The sequence below is a fragment of the Sphaerotilus natans genome, assembly GCF_900156335.1.
Classification (GTDB): Bacteria; Pseudomonadota; Gammaproteobacteria; order Burkholderiales; family Burkholderiaceae_C; genus Sphaerotilus; species Sphaerotilus natans.
The window spans coordinates 320,960-337,834 of record NZ_FTMZ01000001.1 but is presented as its reverse complement, the minus strand read 5'-3'; the positions used below and the strand labels follow the sequence as shown (position 1 = coordinate 337,834).

Below are 16,875 nucleotides of genomic sequence, written 5' to 3'. Positions count from 1 at the left end.
AGGCCGGCGCCTGCCGACACGCCGAATCCCACTCCTCCCCTCGTCGGGGGTGTCGCTTGCGGAGACCCTCATCCTCCTGAGTGAGCCGGAGCGAGTGCGCAAGCCCGGTGACACGATCCAGTTGGCGGACATGTGCCATGGCCATCTCTGGAACACCATGCGGAGCCGAACCGAGTTGCAGTCGATCGGGAGACTGCTGGTGATGTCCGACTCGCACGGACTCTGCAGTGCCCATCAGCCGATCATCGACACCGACCCGGTAGATCAGTCCGATGCTGCCGAACTGATGGCATCGATCGAGGCAGGAGGCGTGATCGCAACGAACAGCATGCACGGACTGGCGCCGATCGAGCTGATCAGGTCAGCCTCAGGAGACCCCTGGCGCTGCGTGATCATTCAGCGCAAAGAACTCCACCGCCGCGCGGTCGGTGCGCTGATCGCTGAAGCTGCGGAATGGGGACTCATCTCGGTGGATGCGCCAATCCTGATCGTTGAGGGTGGAGTGGGCAGCAGGTGCGGGCAGCTCTCCCGCTATCTCGACATCCTGAAGAGCACGCAGGGTCTGCCCGTGCAGTCGCCCCACTCTCCTGCTGCCGCCTGAGGCGATCGGCACGGATCTCCGCGCAGCGCAGATCGACAAGGTGCCGTGCTCCAAGGCGGGAAGACAGCCAGGACGACAGCTGCCTGCTGTCGTCCTGCAACAGGCCAGGCGGCCATCCGGTACGCGCCTGCTCTGTCACGCCGGACGACCTTCGCCACAGTGCACGCACCAGTACGTGCCCAGCCCCGGACACTCAGGGTCCGGATCGAATCCGGGCGGCCAGTCCTCCTGCGGCAGCGGAACACTCTCGCCAAGAGTTGCGCCTGGGATCTGCCAGAAGCATGTGTGCGGCGCCGGCCCGTAGCTCGGCATGAACGACGATCCGTCGGTGTCGGCGCACTTAGGGCAGGTCATTGATCCTCCCCCTACTGAACAGCAGTGGCATCACGGTATCCGGGAGTTCCCGCCTCGAAGTGCTCTGGCCCCCGGCAGGCCTCGCCGGGCCGGGCCGGCTGGTGGTGGAAGACGGCCTGAGTCCCGACGATGCAATGGCATGAGGCCTCGTAGCCCTCCAGGACCGCCTCGCGGCCGTCATCGTCGTAGACGTAGCCGCCGTCACGCCATGGACAGGTCTTGCATGCGGGCGCGAGCTTCATGGCAGGGTGTCCTCGAAGCGTTCATGCTGGTCGCCGCGCAGCCGGATCTTTCCTGCGTTTCCGCACGACATCAGGCTCAGCCTGAGCCCGATGTTGTTGCCAGGCCCAGCCTGGTTCGCCAGCCACCCGACGCAGTGCGCCTCATCGCCGACAGGTGACTCGTGGCACGCCATCACGGTCAACGTGCCGAGGTTCAGTTCCCCAGGTCGGGCGATCGTGCTGGCCAGGTTCGCGTGCTTCGTCTCGCAGTAGCCGTCGGGGATGTCGTGAGGATCGACGCCCTTGATCCACGGGCACTTGGCGCACTGCGCCGTTCTCTTGAGGTTCCAGGTCATTCCGGCAGCTCCAGGCGCACCAAGTCACAGCACCACGAATCGGCCGGGTACGGTATCCACACCCCTGCCATGTCTTGCCTCCACTTCTGCTCTCCGCTGTACCCGACTCGGGTTGTGATGGTCTTCGCAGTCCTGCTCAGGATCGCCACTTGAGCGCGCCTCGCCGGAGTCCGCCCGTACCGCGACACCGCGACGACAGTGGCATGCGGCAGTTCAGCGTCTGCAGCAAGGATCTCATTCATTGCTGCCTGCAGGGCCTCCGTTGCGCGCCTCGCCTCGCCCTCTGCCTTGACAAGAGCTGCCTGCGCAGCACTGACGGCCGCGCGGGCTTTTTCTAGACGTTCAGTCACTGCTTTTCCCTCGGTCGCCTGACCATTGCGGCGACCCATCAACGGCTTCGTTGTGCCCGCAGGTCTTGCAGGGCGCATCGTTGTACGACCCGTGGCGATGAATGCACCAGCAGCACGGGGCGCGAAAGCCGAGCCGCCCCTCTTCGGGCTGGAAGTGGTCACGCTGCACCACTGGAATGTTGAATCCCGCTCTCACTCAGCCCTCCTTGTCGTAGACGCTGGAGAGCCAGGAGCTGTACTCGGTGATGTCCCGCATCAGGAGCCGACGGCTATCTGCCTCTCCGCGGACATCCCCGCTCCCGTCCCGGCAATCAATGCAGGTGAACAGGAATTCGTTCAGCGCCTCTTTCGTCGCGTCGAGCTTCTTGATGAGAGCCCGCGCGGCCCGCTTCCGCGCAGCCTCTGCCCGTGCTTTGCTGAGCTTGTCCCGATCGCTCAGCCAGTCGTCGCCGACGATGGCCAACTGGGCGCCGCGGTGCGTGTTGATCGGGTGATTGGGGTTCGCGTAATCGCGTTCATCGATCATGTGGCACGACCTTCCTCGGCTTTTGCGATGGCTGTACGCGCAGCCACGACCACCGGGTCACATGTCATAGCCTTCCCCCTGTGGCCTTGGCGATTGCGGCGCGGGCGTCGAGCAACAGGAATGTGCTGAAGAACGCTTGACCCCGATCAGCGCTGGCGACGATCTCGCGCAGCGCCTTCAGCAGCTCGGGCGCCGCTGCGATCAGCCGGGCATTCGCGCAGCATTCGGCATCGCTGCGCCCATCCTGATCCAGTGCGGCCGGGTCAGTCGTGCAGATGTCCGGGATGTCATCGCGCGGGTGCTCGACCCATCGGCCAACGGCGATCCACGGTCCAGGCGTGTGTCTCGCCCTCATGCCGCACCGCCTTTCTCGGCTTTGGCGATGGCGGCACGGGCAAGCTCTCTCATGTCTTCGCTGTTGTAAAGCACGCACTCTGCAATCTCGTGCAGTGCCGCCAACAGCTCGCGCTCGCGCTCACGGTCGGGCTCAGGCCGGGCTGGCCGCTGCTGGTAGTCGCACTCTGCCGGGTGCGAGCACCGGCCCGTCGTCTCGCTGTACGCCGTGCACAGGTCTCCGGTGCCGATGTTGCCGGCAGATGTGCAGATGCTCGGCTGGCGCACCGGGCCGATTTCGAGATCATCCTCGGGATGGTCTGAGGGCGGCTGCGGAGCGGATCGATCAACCCAGTCCGCTGCAATCAAGGGGGTCCATGATGCGCGATGGATCGCTTGAACCTGGTCGTCTCGCAGCGGGCCATTTGTGCCGCCGCTCGGGAGAAACCGCATCCACGCTACCGGCCGCGCCTGCTCGATGCGCGCCAGGCGCACGGCAAGCCTATCGCGATCATTGCGCATCTCATCGAACAGCCGAATGGCATGGTCCGCCGATGCGATCGCCTCATCACGCTCTCGGCGCAGCTCGGCGCTCAGGCGTTCGATCTCGGCTTCCGCCGAAGCGACAAAAGCCATGGCCTCGCTGTAGCAATCAGCCACGTCTTGATCGCTAGTGCTGAGCGCGCCAGAACCGGCCGGAGACTCATTGCTCATGACAAACGCGGCGCAGTCGCTCTGCAGCAGCAGGCTCGCCTTCCGCAGGCCGGGGGCCAGCTGGACTGGCGCAGCGCTCATCGCTGCGTAGACGTGCCGAGCAAAATCCAGCCCTGTCGTCTGGGCTCTCTCGTGATACGCGGCATCCCTGCCGGTGTACGCCAACAGCAGATCATCGAACGTCTTCATCTCTGGACCTCCAGGTCTTGCAACGTCATGCCGGACTCGATCGCGGCCATGACCCATTTGGGCTTCAACCCGCGGCCAGACCAGCACTCGCCGGTCTGGGGGTGGCGGTACCGCACACCCGGCCCGCTCTGGCGCCGCAGCGTGGCCACTTCAGCCTGCCTCTGGGCTTCCGTGATGCTCGATTCCGCCGCATCACGAGTCGCGGCGTAGTACGCATCCCAGAAGTCCCGCGCAATCTCGTCGAACTGCCACGGCAGCACGTCGCCGGGCCGCGCGTCGTCGAGTCCGCATAGCTTCAGCAGCTCAATGGGAATGAGGTCGGGCGGCAAGCGGGGCCGCTCGGTGCCGAGCTGCACGGCCAGCGCGCGCACGCGATCTGCCAGGTCATCCGCCGCAGCCGGCTCGGGCTCGGGCTCGGGCTCGGGCTCGGGCTCGGGCTCGGGTGCCGGTGCCGGTGCCGGTGCCGGTGCCGGTGCTGCGCCCCGCTCTCCGTTGGCCGGCGCATCGAACAGGTCTTGCGTGGCGGTATCTCGATCCGTCACAGCGTCAGCATGCTGCTCATCTTCGACCGGCACGCCAGCCGGCAGCAGCTCAATCAGGTCTTCATGCGAGGCAACATCGGCGCGGTAGTCCCGGCAGACATAGCGAATGGCCTTGGCTGCACTGCCGGCCCGGACTAGCCTGGTTCCGGATGGATGCCGAACGACGTAGACGCGGCGCTGTCCTGCAGACCGGCTCATGCTGCCGCCGCTTTCATGTCCACATAGACGAATGTCCCGCACTCGTCATCGTGGACGACATCGACGGAGCATTCACTACCGCTGAAGAACGTGGCGAGACGGTTGCCCGCCTCGTCATTCCGGGCAGCAGTGCTGAAGGTGAAGCACCCTTCGGCACGGATCGTCACCTCTACAGGTACGCCTGCGACAGTGCTCATTCGACTGGCCATGCGGTTCAGCTCTTCGGCCAAGCGGCCCAGCTTGTTCGGCGTGGCCGATGCGGTCATTGCCGCGATGCTCATGCGTGCTTCCTTTCTGTCCTTGTGATGCGGGGCATCGATCTGGCCCACATTGCAGCGCCCGCTTCGGCAGGCGCTGGATGTGGGTCAGGCCCGGAAAATGAAATCCCCATGGGCATCGAAAGACAGAGCGGCGCAGTAGACGCGGCGCGTCCCCTCCCACTTGGCCTCCTCCTTCGCGAAGGCCATCGCATCACCAATGCCGAGGAAGGCGACCTTGTAGAACTCGCCCCCGAACTCTTCGCGGCGAGTCACTTCGACCTCGATCGGCTTGGTCAGGTCAATCTGGTGCGTGACCATGGAGCGCCCGAAGATCTCTTCGCGACAGTGGGAGATCGAGTCTTCCTCACCATCGATCGTGATGATTCCGCTGCCGAGGTAGAAGCCGAAGGTGTCAAGTTGCTCTTGGCGAGTCATCCTCCCGGACCAGAAGCCGAAGATGGTCTTGCCTTTTCCCAGGAGAAACAGAGCAGCTCGGGCAGCGATGTCAAAGCGGTTCATGGATGGACTCCCTCAGCTCAGGCGATCAGGCCAGCACGGCGCAGGGTGCCGCGGTTGACGCGAAGAACCAGGCGAGTAGCACGCTCCCGGCGCTGGAATTTCCGCAGCACCTGATTGGTCAGGACGTGACGGACCAGCACCAAGCCGCCCGCCTCAGCCACGAACAGCAGCGTCGGGACATCGCGATCAGACAGGTACTCGTCGAGTGCGAACGCCTCAGCGGCATCACGGGCCGCCGCGTCGAACAAGCAGAGTTCTTTTTCGGTCTTATTGGCTGCGTAGATCATGGTTTTCGTGCTCCAGCGTGTTGTTGAGTGCTGGAATGTTAGCCGCGTGACTGTCACACAGTCAACGGCTTTTCGCAAAAAAAGCATTTTCAAGAACAAAAAAGGGTCGCGATTGCGACCCTTCTTCTTCTGCTGCACCACGCTACTTTCGGCCCGCCTCTGCGACAGCCTCCGCGTTGAGTCGCGCGACCACCTCGCTCAGTTCCGACAGCTTGGATCGATGGATCCACACGATCTTGTCCACCATGTTTCCGCTTCTTCGGGTCGCTCGCGACTTGGCTGCTCTGGCAGCATTCGCCGCTCGGATAGCCGCATTCACCGTCTCGTCACCGCTCATGATTGACCCTTCATCACTGGGCAAGATGCCAGCCTATGCCGGGGCCACGATTGAGCCCGTGACAGGTCTTGGTGGTTCCGTCTCGCATCAGCACCAGCGCATGAGCCCCCCAGTTGTCAGTGATGAGGGTCAGGCATGTTCCGATCCGCTTGGGATCAGCATGCCGGCGCATCGCGGACTCGCCAGGGCCGTGGACAGCGACAAGGACATCGCCAGGGGCGGGCAGAACGGGGGCGAGGATGGCGCCAGATGCGGCGCCTCTTGAGCGTTTTCTCATTCGTGCTTCAGCGTGCTTGTTTGGTCTTTTGCGATCTTATCGGCGCGACTGTCACAGGTCAACACGATGCACGAATAAGACTCACGCGATCACTGCATCAACTCCACCGCCGTCCCCCCAGGAATCCACGCCAGTCATGAAGGCGATCGAGTCTGAGACACTGACCTGCATCCGCGCGAACCAGCACGCGGCCAAGACTGCGATCTGCTTGTTTCCGCAGTCAGACTTGATGCGGTACTTGGTCCCCCTCTCGTCGATGCCGTCGGCCTCGATCTTCGAGCGCGGGTCAGCTCGCACCGCCTTGCTGGCCAGGCTGACCAGGCCGACCGAATCCATGTCGAAGAATGCTGCGATGGCATCCCGCAGCATGTCTCGCCGGAAGAAGGCATCCGCGCTCTCGTCAGACGAGCTGTTCGTGATCAGCAGCCACCCAGGACGCCCCCCAGGCTCAATCTCCCGATCGTCAGAAACGCGGAGCATCCCGGTTGCGGTATCGAGGGCGCACAGCAGTGACGCGGGCTCGCCCCCATAGCCGATGATGTTCACCCGGATGAAGGTCGGTGTGGTCATGCGCTGGACCTCACCCAGGTGGTCACGTCCCCCTGCCCTTGGACTCGGACCAAGTGGGCGTATCCGCTGGGGTCCATCAGGTCGTTCGTGCCCTGCCCGTCGGCATCGGCGTCACTCATCCGTGGCGCACGCAGGAGCGGGATGGTGGCCCGCAGTTGCATGTCGGCTGCCAGGATCGTGATGTTGCCGGCACCCGTCGGCGTGCGCACGGCGATGATGTCCGGCGACTCGATCTGCACTGGCCACGACTCGACCATGCCGGCCAGCATGTACTTCGCCCGGAAGTACCGGTTTGGCGTCTCAGACAGGAACAGGTGCAGCTGCATCGCCAGACTCTGCGCAGTCATCGGGTCGGCAGCGCAGATGGCGATCTGCGCACGCACGTCGGCCTGAACCGCGCGCAGCTCGAACACCCGGCGCTTCGGGTCGCTGGGGATGATGACTTCAACCGGATCGGCCACAGGGCGCCCACCTGCATCGGCAGACACAGGGGAGTAGTCCGCGCCGATCGCCACCACGAGCACAGGCAGGGAGTCGGCGCCACTGGTGCCGGTGCCAGAGTCGTTCGTGCGCCAGGCGCTCAGCATGGACTCGATCTGGTCGATCATCCGGCTGGGCGCGTAGAGCGCAGCGCGCCGGAACTCCCGGTCACGGAACTCGACCAGAGCGGGCGTGTCGGCCTGCAGTTGCCGGTGGAAGCGCCCGATGAACTCGCCCAGCGCGATCCGAATCGGCATGACCAGCGCATGCGGCAGCGCGATCATCGCGCACTCCAGACGTTGCGCCGAGACCGCCGCAGCGACTCTTCCGGCGAAAGTGGCCTGTCTGCCCCGTGGTCGCGAGCCGGAGCGAACACGGCCAGGTCGGCGGTGTTGACGTGCCGGAACTGATCAAGGCAGGCCTGTCGAAAGGTCCGCGTGCCGGACACGGAGTCCATCACCGGGACTGGGGCCGCGCCCATTGACTGCCGGGCGAGGCGATCGATCAGAGCATCGTTCTCTTCCCGAAGGGCCGCCATGGCTTCGGTCATCTGATCGACATGCCCGAGCATGGATCTGATCAGCTGGGATGCCTCGCGCGACTGCCGGGACGAGAACGCCGCGATGGAGTCCAGGACCATGATCGCCTCATCGGCATCTTCACCTTGGACAGAATCCAGCACGGCACGGGCATACCCGCGGTTCTCATCGTAGTTCGGCTCGGTCACGTAGTCGTACCCGAAGAAGCCGAGCGCGACGTATGGGAACGTGCGTGGCTTGGCGGTCATGAACGAAGAGAACCCGCCCACTCGAAGCCGGTCGGCGCGCTCAGCAACCTCGCCGGGCTCGGTGTCCAGGAACTCGGCTACATGGTGCACCGTGCCATCGCTGTCGGCCTTCAGCTTCAGCGTGCGAACAGCGTGATCGATGGTCACGTACTTGCCACCGACCAGACCGCCCATCACCGGCCGGCAGGTGTTGAACAGCGTCCGAGGCAGGTGCTCCAGATACCCCAGCATGTCCCCCTTCTCGACCATCTCCTGAGTCGCTGGCGAGTTGATGACTCGCACAGCGGACTGCATGTCCCAGTCTCGGCTGCTGCCGACCGCGGTGCGCCCGCGGTCGGCCAGGTTGTAGGTGATCTCTCCAGTCACGCGCCCCATGTCACTCTCACTACGGCATCAGTGCGCCGACATCTGCAACCGACGATCGGGCGGCGAGGCCATTCCCCGACACCAGCGGCTGCCGATCGATGACGGCAAGTTCTGGCTGGAAGGATGCTGGCAATCCCGAGACTGTCCGCACCGCTTTTCCGACCAGCGCGCTGGTCGCCAGTGGCCGGAAGTCCCCGGTGCTTGGCGCGACCAAGCCAAGCGAGCCGAGCCCGAGCAACGCAGCGTTCGTCACGCTGTAGCGCTCCGCGATCGCCGAGTCTCTGGCGTCATAGATCCGGTTGAACGAAACGCTCAAGCGAGATCCGCCCATGTGGTTGACGCGCCCAGCCCATTCGACCTTGCTGTAGCGCGTGGCGCCCTCGCAGTAGTAGGCGTTGTCCCACTCGAACACCTGCGTGGCGCCTTGCGTCGTGCCCAGGCCGGACAGACTCAGATCGAACAGGCTGATCCGGTACGCCAGCGTGGCGCTTGATCGATGGATGAAGGTGTTGCCGCGGGCGAAAAGCCGGCCGATGTAGACGCGCAGCATCTTGTCAGATGGTCCGGTCATCAGGGCGTCAGTCATGAGACCCCCGCCTTCGTCCTCGCCCATGTTGTCGCCGCCGACATGGATCGGCGCGATCGAGCCCAGCGCAGCAGGAGACCGCAGGAAGTCATTGATGATGACGCATCCGATCAGGTAGGCATCCCCGTAGCCTGGTGCGATCTGCACGCCGTACCAAGAGTCTTCCGAGTGGACGAAATCGACCGCGCGTGCGCTCGCCCAGATCGTGCTGAACCTGACCACCGGCCTCGATGCGCGGATCTTCAAGCTGCTGCCCAGCGCACCCTTGCGGGTCTGCCCGATGAAGCAGCCTTCGATGATCGGATCAATGCCTTGGATGTACAGGCAGTGCTCGGTGTAGCGGCCAACCATGCCGCAGTCCGCCACGTAGCACCCTTGGATGCGCAGTCGCGTCACAGCCCACTTCGGGCCGGCGTCCTTGGTCTGGGAGAAGATGCCGAAGTCGGAGAGCGTCACGCGACAGTTCCGGATCGTGATGTCTTCGCCCTCCTGAACGCGGATTCCGCTGGACTGATCCCACTTTCGCGCGACACCACGGGCATCTGTGAAGCCGTACCCAGCGCCAGTGTTCACCACCTCGATGTTCTGCACCCGAATCCAGCGCGGCCGGTACTCCGACCATGAGTCACGCAGGCCAGGCGCGATCACGATCAATCCGAGCGCCTCGTGGTACTGCCATGACTGGGAGTCGGTGCCATGGAAGACATCCGAACTCGATCCCGTAGGCATGCACCCGCCGGCCACGGAAGCGCCGTTGCCATCAAAGACCGGCCGACGGCCAGCGCTGTCAGTGACCCCGTTGATGACGATCGGACGATCCTGCGAGCCCTGCCCTCTCAGGCAGATCAGCCGCCGGTACGGCGTGCCGTCGGACTTGGCCAGGATGTTGACGACATCTCCACCGACGAGATCCTTGAACGGAACGGCATCAAGCTGCTCGTCCGTCCTGACAACCCAGGTTCGCACACCGAGGATTCCGTGGCACACGGGATTCGATGTCGGCTGCAGGTAGGCAGCAGGATCCGCGTCCAAGACATAGGTGAGCGACCCGTCGGGCACAGGACTTGGTGCAGGTGCAGGAGTCGGTGCCGGCGCAGGCGCGGGGGTCGGCGCGGGGGTCGGCGCGGGGGTCGGCGCAGGAGTCGGTGCCGGTGCCGGAGCCGGTTCGGGCGCAGGCGCGGGGGTCGGCGCCGGTGCGGGTGCTGGCGTCGGCGCAGGCGCAGGCTCAGGAGCCGGCGCAGGCTCGGGGGCAGGCGCAGGCTCGGGGGCAGGCGCAGGCGCAGGGGCCGGTGCGGGTGCGGGCTCAGGCGCTGGTGCTGGCGTCGGTGCCGGTGCCGGTGCCGGAGCCGGCGCGGGCTCAGGGGCCGGCGCAGGCGCAGGCGCAGGCGCAGGCGCAGGCGCAGGCGCGGGCTCTGGCGCCGGAGCGGGTGCAGGCGTTGGTTCTGGCGCAGGGGCTGGTGTAGGCGCAGGGGCCGGCGTGGGAGCAACGAGCCCTGTGAAACAGCGCCAGTGCCTGACCTCGAAGAAGTCGGATGCGCTGAAAGCGGCAGGGACAGCGGGCGACCCGACATTGAATGCGCCGTCGTACCAGAGGCTGAATGCCAGCATCAGCCGTTTCGTGGCGGTAGGCGTCACATGCGGGGCAGCGATCGATCGGCCATCGAAGAAGAATTCGACCGTCTGGGCATCGATGTCCACCATCGCGCCATAGTGGTGGAACCCGTCAGACAGATCTGTGCCGGCATCGTGCTTGGCCTGCACCATCGATCGACCGTACGGCAACGGCTCTCCGGCCAGGATGCCGGTATCGGCGTGAGTCGTCGCCATGTAGCTACGCCAGGCGTACCCGGTGCCGGCGCCAGTCTCCACGATGTCGATTTCCGGCCTGGTAGGCGGCACCGAGCCGGGGCCACTCCAGTTCATGAGCCATGCCGCGGGGAAAAGGCCATCGCCACGCGGCATGCGCGCCAGCACCTCAACGTAGTACCGCCCACTCTCGGGAGTGCGCCAGCTCGGCTCAGTGGTGATCGTCGTCCGGACCTTCTCCCCGGCGGCATTGACCGCAGGCCAGATCCTCAGCGCCCCATCCTCCAGCGAATACGTCGTGACGGAGCCGTCATGGCCGGTATCGACACCCCACCACGGATTGCGCTTGTACCGGGTCATGTCGAGACTGGATGCCCCGAAGTCGTCGCCATCCGAATAGGACCACGACCCGGAGATGCCGAACGGCACCAGTGGCGTCGGCGGCGGGGCGATGAACACGGCCCGTCCGTCGATCCAGTGCAGGCCAGAGAACCCTGCAGACACACCGATGCGCATCCGGCCGGCGGCCTGCCCCTGCGCGTAGGCGACACCAGAGCCGTCGAAGACCTGCAGGGCCGATGCGCCAGCCGCTGCAGCCATCCGGACACCCATGGCGCCATCCGATCGGCCGTAGAACACCCCGGTCCCGTCGAACACCTGGTAGCCGGCCGCCACCGCAGCCGCAGCGAGCTTCCACGCGATGTCCTGCGTCTTCGTCTCGACGTTGATGTCGAGCACGATCCGAGCGGGGACCACGGACATCAGGGCCGGGAGGATGCGCAGAACGTCGGTGTGGTCCATGTCGGACGCACGCAGGATGACCTCCACACGGGATGTCAGGTAGTGGTCCCCGCCATCTTCTCGCGTCAGTGCGGTCGGGTACGGCTTGCCCTTCTCGTGCCACAACTGCGTGCAGGACCAGTCGCCAGGCCACAGCAGCCGCAGGTACATGCGCAGCATGTGCAGCCCGCGGCGGGGGTTCCGACCAGCCCATGCACGGAAGAGGTGCCGCATCGCCTCTTCCTCGTGCCGCCGGTAGATGCCAAGGCCTGACCGCTTCACGGCCTGCTCGAACATCGGCAGCGATGCGATCTGCGGCATGCCCAGCCGCTCCAGATCCGTGAGCCCAGGCCGGAGCCGACTCTCGAACAGGCCAACAAACACAGCCTTCATGGCCGACTCGATCTCGTCGATCTCTTGGGACGAGATGAGCGGCGCCAGGCCCTGAATCGGCTGCTCGCACAGCAGACCCGCACCGCCTTGCGTGTGCCTCAGCATCTCAGACATTCCAGAGCCCCGGACGATGATCGTTCTTGGACACCCCGACAGTCAGGCTGTCATAGGTCACGTACAGGTAGTGCTCGGGCATGATCTCGTCAGGCAGCTCGATCGACACGGCGATGTCCGCGCTGTTGTCGCGCAGCTCCTGCACGGACTCACGCAGCAGCCGATGGATGACCGTCTCGCGGATCTGGTTGCGCAGGCCGACAGACACCATCTCGGCGCCGTCCCCGAACGCACCGAGGATGGTCTTGCGGATGAGCGCTCTCACAGCGTCTTCGTCGTGCACCGCCGGCACAGTGGCAGTGATCGCCATGCGCACTGGGGTGAGCACCGCACTGACATGCTTGATCCGGTATGAGTCGTCGGCACGCTTGATGATCGACTCGACACGCTGGCGCACCTCAGCCTGCGCCATGTCCTTGACCAGGCAGGCCACGAACAAGGTGTTGATGCTGTCCTCGCTCGGGCCGCGAACGGATTCCTCGATCTGCTCGTTCCAGCACGACAGGAAACGCACGCCCGTGCTCAGGTAGCGCCTGATCAGGTACTGGAAGTTCCCCAGATAGACGGCGTTGTGGTCATAGGTAGAGGGGTAGCGGGTCAGCACACGCAGATCACCCATCCCAGGAGCATCAGCGCCAACGTCATCCACCGAGTACAGCCGCATGCTGATGTAGGGATCGACCGTCTCGACCTCCGAATACTCGAACGTGAACACGTCGCCGGCCCTCGCTCCAGTCGCGGCCCCTTCGCAGTCGAAGACGCGGATCTCGAACTGGTCGCCAGGCTGGACCTGATACCCGACAGAGCCGGCCGCGCCGAACCGGATCCATGTGCGCCGCCGCTCATCCACCTCCACCGTGTAGCCGAAGTCGCCGACATCGGTGTTGCAGTAGTCCGGCCGGAACTCGAATGCGTCCCGGCCATCACTGCGCACCCGCCACACCTCCAGCCCGGCGAGCTGCTGCGCAGGCACAGTCGGCACTTCGATGCGCTGGTATCGAGTCGCCGACGATGCGGTGAACGTCACCACGCGCTCGGTGCGCTGTGTTGCCTCAACCAGCCCCGACGCGCCGACATCGATGCTCACCGAGCCCGTGACCACGAACGTGCGCCCCTTCTGGTCGATCAGCCGCCGGCCAGGCGACAGCATGTATCGAGCGCTGCTCCGGTTCGTGACCTCAAGCGTGACCGACGCCGGCCGCGCCAGAGGCAGGATTCCTCGCATGGCAGCGTCAGCCAGGACCGTCGTGTCGCGCGCGCGCTCCGCAGACTCGAACAGGCATAGGTCCATCTGCTGAGACAGCATCGCCAACATGATGGCGTTCGCCCGCATGCCAGCCAGGACTCGGGGATCTCCGACCTGAATGCGACGTGCCAGGCCGGGGTACTCCGCGGCGGCCTGCAGCGCAGCGGCCTCGAATTCTGTGTAGTGGATTGCCATCAGTAGGGGATCTCAAGCCGGCCACCAACATCAACGACCAGTACCCGGCCGGACGGCGGGAGGTCGTGCTGGTACAGGTCAACGGTCTCGGCATCGAAGTACGGGATGTCCCGGCGCAGCTTCGCAATCTGGTGGTTGGCCATCGTCCCGGCCAGCAGCATGGGCGCGTGCACCACTTCGGGCAGCGCATTGCCGTAGCGCTGCCCCAGGTATCCGTTCTCAGGAGTCCCCAGCCAGTGCTGCAGCATCTCCCGCACGTCGTCGTCCGTGATCTCGTCTTGTGCCATCGGCAGATTCTCGATTCCGCCCCCACGGGGCAAGGCCGGTCTTTCCGATGCACCCTGCGCGTAGAATCCGCCTCCCGCAGCGCCGCCCTTGTGCGTGCTTCCAGCTTCGCGCCGCGGACTCGCCCCGGTCCGACCTTTCGGACGGGGCTTTTTTTCGCCCCATGTCGGCCAGTAGCACCGGCAATCGTGCATATGTCACGAAAAGCACGGCTCAACCTCAGGACTGACCAGCGACCAAACCACAATTCGTCGCAGCAACAGGACTGAGAACCATGAACCCCAGGGACTTCATCACCAAGTGGTCGGCCGGCGGGCCAGCCTTCAAGCTCAACGAGCGCCAAGGCGCACAGGCGCACTTCATCGATCTGTGCCGCCTCCTTGACGTGGAAGAACCCGGCGATGCGGACCGCTACTGCTTCGAGCGCGGTCTGACCAAGACGGGCGCGGCCAAGCAGGGCTATGCGGATGTCTGGCTGCGTGGCCACTTCGCATGGGAGTACAAGGCGCCCGGCAAGGATCTGGGCGGCGCGCTGCAGCAGCTGATGATGTACGCGCTCCCTCTGGAGAATCCGCCCTTGCTGGTGGTCAGCGACCGGCTGCGCATCGAGGTGCACACGCACTTCACCGGCACGCCCAGCGAGCGCCACGTCTTCCCGATCGAGGATCTGGCGCGCGACGAGGTTCGGGCGCGGCTCAAGCAGCTCTGGAGCGCGCCGGAGCGCTTCAAGCCCGGCCGCACCAGCCGCGAGATCACCGAGGAGGCCGCGCAAGCCTTCGCCGGCACCGCCAAGCGCCTGCGCGATGCCGGGATCGAGCCGGCCAAGGTGAGCCACTTCCTGACGCAGTGCCTGTTCTGCTTCTTCTCGGAGGATGTGGGGCTGCTGCCCTCGCGGCTGTTCGAGCGCCTGGTGGGCGTGCGCATCGCGCCGGACCGGCTTCGCACGCAGCTTCAGTCGCTGCTGGAAACCATGCGCGACGGCGGCCTGTTCGGCGTCGATGACATCCCGTGGTTCAACGGTGGGCTGTTCAAGGATGTGGAGGTACCGCCCCTGTCCACCGAGGATGTCGCCGCGCTGCAGAAGGCCAGCAGCCTGGACTGGAGCGCGATCGACCCGAGCATCTTCGGCACGCTGTTCGAGCGCGGCCTGGACCCCAGCAAGCGCAGCCAGCTCGGCGCCCACTACACCGACCCGGCCACGATCCTGCGGCTGGTCGATCCGGTCGTGAAGCAGCCGCTGCTGTCCGAGTGGGGCACGGTGCGCGACACCATCGCCGCTGCGCTGGCGCGCAGCAAGAAGCACGGCGACAAGGCCTACCGTGACGCGCAGGCCGCCTTCATCGGCTTCCTGGAGCGCCTGCGCACCTTCCGCGCGCTCGATCCGGCCTGCGGCAGCGGCAACTTCCTGTACCTGACGCTGAAGACGCTCAAGGACGTGGAGCATCAGGTGAACCTGGAGGCCGAGGCGCTGGGCCTGGAGCGTCAGCACGACGTGACCGGCCCGCACAACGTGCTGGGCGTCGAGATCAACGAGTACGCGGCCGAGCTGGCGCGAGTCACGGTCTGGATCGGCGAGCTGCAGTGGCGCATCCAGCACGGCTATGCCTTCAACACCGACCCGGTGCTGCAGACGCTCCACCACATCGAATGCCGTGACGCGCTGATCAACGCCGACGGCAGCGAAACGGCGTGGCCGGCGGCCGAGGCCATCATCGGCAACCCGCCTTTCGTCGGCGACAAGAAGATGCGCGCCGAGCTGGGGGGCGAGTACACCGAGCGCCTGCGCGCGCTCTACAAGGGCCGCGTGCCGGGCGGCGCCGATCTGGTGTGCTACTGGTTCGAGAAGGCGCGCGCGCTGATCGAGGCGGGCACGCTGCAGCGCGCGGGCTTCGTCTCCACCAACTCGGTGCGCGGAGGCAAGAACCGCGAGGTGCTCGACCGCATCTGCACGACGACCCGCATCTTCGCCGCGTGGGCGGATGAGGAATGGGTGAACAACGGCGCGGCCGTGCGGGTGTCGCTGACGGCCTTCGGTCATGCTCAGGGCGAATGCCGGCTTGATGGCCAAGGGGTCGAGGCCATCACGGCAGACTTGTCGGCCAGCACGGGCAGCGCTGATGCCCTGGATTTGACTCAGGCCCGTGCCTTGGCAGAAAACACGCTCGGCGCTTTCAATGGCATCCAGAAGACGGGGCCGTTTGATGTGCCAGGGGAGCAGGCTCGGCAATGGCTTTCACTGCCATCCAATCCGAACGGCAAATCCAATGCTGCCGTTCTGGCGCCCTACCGTAATGGCATGGACACGACCCGTCGCAGCCGCGACATGTGGGTCATTGACTTCGGATGGGAGATGCCGGAAGCAGACGCTGCGCTGTTCGAGGCACCCTTTGAGTACGCCGAGCACACGATCAAGCCCGTTCGCCAGGAAAACACCGTGGAGGCGCTGCGCCGCGACTGGTGGCGCCTGTGGCGACCACGCCCTGAAATGCGCCGCCGCATTGACGGGTCGTCCCGCTACCTCGTGACGCCAGAAGTTTCAAAACATCGGGTCTTTGCTTGGCTGGTGCCGCCTGTTCTGCCGGACAAGAACTTGGTCGTCATGCCCCGCTCCGACGATGCCACCTTCGGCATCCTGCACAGCCGATTCCATGAGCTGTGGTCGCTCAAGCTCTGCACCTGGATGGGTAAGGGCAACGACCCGCGCTACACGCCCAGCACGACGTTCGAGACCTTCCCATTCCCCGCCGGCCTGACGCCTGCCGACACCGCGCACCAGCGCACCGAGACGCTGGCCGACGGCACGGTGATCCCGGCCGACCTGCCGGCCGAGGTGCGCCCGCGGGCCGAGGCCATCGCGCGCGCCGCCAAGCGGCTCAACGACCTGCGCGAGCGCTGGCTGAACCCGCCCGAGTGGTGCGACCGCGTGCCCGAGGTGACGCCGCTGGGCATGGCGCACTCGCCGTACCCCGACCGAATCGTCGCCAAGCCCGGCCACGAGAAGGAGCTGGCCAAGCGCACGCTGACCCACCTCTACAACGCCCCGCCGGCCTGGTTGACGAAGGCGCATGCGGATCTGGATGCGGCCGTGGCCACGGCCTACGGCTGGACGGATGGCGCGACGCTGACCGATGACGAGATCCTGCGCCGGCTGCTGGTGCTGAACCGCGAGCGCACCGCGAAGGTGTGAGGCTGAAACGGCACAG

17 protein-coding genes are annotated in these 16,875 nt (G+C 65.4%); 2 read left to right on the top strand and 15 right to left on the bottom strand.

Annotated elements, in window-relative coordinates; genetic code table 11:
• Positions 1 to 94: 94 nt before the first annotated feature.
• Positions 95 to 601, top strand: a complete 507-nt coding sequence (locus tag BW996_RS01630; protein ID WP_139330697.1) for a hypothetical protein — start codon at positions 95 to 97, stop codon at positions 599 to 601.
• 365 nt (positions 602 to 966) lie between these two features.
• On the opposite strand, the gene BW996_RS01625 is transcribed toward BW996_RS01630, so the two are convergent.
• From BW996_RS01625 to BW996_RS01555, 15 genes are all read right to left on the bottom strand, one after another.
• Positions 967 to 1,197 carry a hypothetical protein gene (locus tag BW996_RS01625; RefSeq protein WP_037482217.1) on the bottom strand — a complete coding sequence of 77 codons (231 nt, stop codon included), beginning with the start codon at positions 1,195 to 1,197 and terminating at the stop codon, positions 967 to 969.
• Complete coding sequence (locus BW996_RS01620; protein ID WP_037482214.1) at positions 1,194 to 1,532, bottom strand: DUF6283 family protein; 339 nt, start codon at positions 1,530 to 1,532, stop codon at positions 1,194 to 1,196. Before BW996_RS01620 ends, BW996_RS01625 begins: the two co-directional genes overlap by 4 nt.
• A gap of 546 nt (positions 1,533 to 2,078) precedes the next feature.
• Positions 2,079 to 2,408, bottom strand: a complete 330-nt coding sequence (locus BW996_RS01615; protein ID WP_037482213.1) for a hypothetical protein — start codon at positions 2,406 to 2,408, stop codon at positions 2,079 to 2,081.
• A 64-nt stretch (positions 2,409 to 2,472) separates the two neighbouring features.
• Positions 2,473 to 2,763, bottom strand: a complete 291-nt coding sequence (locus tag BW996_RS01610) for an XkdD/Y8K6 family phage-associated protein (protein WP_037482210.1) — start codon at positions 2,761 to 2,763, stop codon at positions 2,473 to 2,475.
• Positions 2,760 to 3,644, bottom strand: a complete 885-nt coding sequence (locus BW996_RS01605) for a hypothetical protein (protein WP_037482207.1) — start codon at positions 3,642 to 3,644, stop codon at positions 2,760 to 2,762. Before BW996_RS01605 ends, BW996_RS01610 begins: the two co-directional genes overlap by 4 nt.
• On the bottom strand, positions 3,641 to 4,384 hold the full coding sequence (locus tag BW996_RS21980) for an H-NS family nucleoid-associated regulatory protein (protein WP_162177979.1): 744 nt from the start codon (positions 4,382 to 4,384) through the stop codon (positions 3,641 to 3,643). The genes BW996_RS01605 and BW996_RS21980 overlap by 4 nt, the downstream gene beginning before the upstream one ends.
• Positions 4,381 to 4,665: a hypothetical protein gene (locus tag BW996_RS01595; protein WP_037482205.1), complete on the bottom strand. Its 285-nt coding sequence runs from the start codon at positions 4,663 to 4,665 to the stop codon at positions 4,381 to 4,383. The genes BW996_RS21980 and BW996_RS01595 overlap by 4 nt, the downstream gene beginning before the upstream one ends.
• Positions 4,666 to 4,749: 84 nt before the next feature.
• Positions 4,750 to 5,163 (bottom strand): hypothetical protein, encoded by a 414-nt coding sequence (locus BW996_RS01590; protein WP_037482203.1) that lies wholly within the window; start codon positions 5,161 to 5,163, stop codon positions 4,750 to 4,752.
• Between the two features lie 17 nt (positions 5,164 to 5,180).
• Positions 5,181 to 5,591 carry a hypothetical protein gene (locus BW996_RS01585; protein ID WP_139330696.1) on the bottom strand — a complete coding sequence of 137 codons (411 nt, stop codon included), beginning with the start codon at positions 5,589 to 5,591 and terminating at the stop codon, positions 5,181 to 5,183.
• 554 nt (positions 5,592 to 6,145) lie between these two features.
• Positions 6,146 to 6,634, bottom strand: a complete 489-nt coding sequence (locus BW996_RS01580; protein ID WP_037482199.1) for a hypothetical protein — start codon at positions 6,632 to 6,634, stop codon at positions 6,146 to 6,148.
• Complete coding sequence (locus BW996_RS01575) at positions 6,631 to 7,398, bottom strand: hypothetical protein (protein WP_051631944.1); 768 nt, start codon at positions 7,396 to 7,398, stop codon at positions 6,631 to 6,633. The genes BW996_RS01580 and BW996_RS01575 overlap by 4 nt, the downstream gene beginning before the upstream one ends.
• Positions 7,395 to 8,276 carry a hypothetical protein gene (locus tag BW996_RS01570; protein WP_051631943.1) on the bottom strand — a complete coding sequence of 294 codons (882 nt, stop codon included), beginning with the start codon at positions 8,274 to 8,276 and terminating at the stop codon, positions 7,395 to 7,397. Before BW996_RS01570 ends, BW996_RS01575 begins: the two co-directional genes overlap by 4 nt.
• A gap of 10 nt (positions 8,277 to 8,286) precedes the next feature.
• A complete protein-coding gene (locus BW996_RS21180; RefSeq protein ID WP_139330695.1) occupies positions 8,287 to 11,937 on the bottom strand; it encodes a glycoside hydrolase family 16 protein in 3,651 nt (1,216 codons plus the stop codon).
• A gap of 1 nt (position 11,938) precedes the next feature.
• Entirely contained in the window at positions 11,939 to 13,387 is a 1,449-nt protein-coding gene (locus BW996_RS01560; RefSeq protein ID WP_037482193.1) for a hypothetical protein, read from the bottom strand.
• A complete protein-coding gene (locus BW996_RS01555; RefSeq protein ID WP_051631942.1) occupies positions 13,387 to 13,674 on the bottom strand; it encodes a hypothetical protein in 288 nt (95 codons plus the stop codon). Before BW996_RS01555 ends, BW996_RS01560 begins: the two co-directional genes overlap by 1 nt.
• A gap of 272 nt (positions 13,675 to 13,946) precedes the next feature.
• On the opposite strand from BW996_RS01555, the gene BW996_RS21975 reads away from it, so the two are divergent.
• Positions 13,947 to 16,859 carry a class I SAM-dependent DNA methyltransferase gene (locus BW996_RS21975; protein ID WP_037482190.1) on the top strand — a complete coding sequence of 971 codons (2,913 nt, stop codon included), beginning with the start codon at positions 13,947 to 13,949 and terminating at the stop codon, positions 16,857 to 16,859.
• Positions 16,860 to 16,875: the final 16 nt, after the last annotated feature.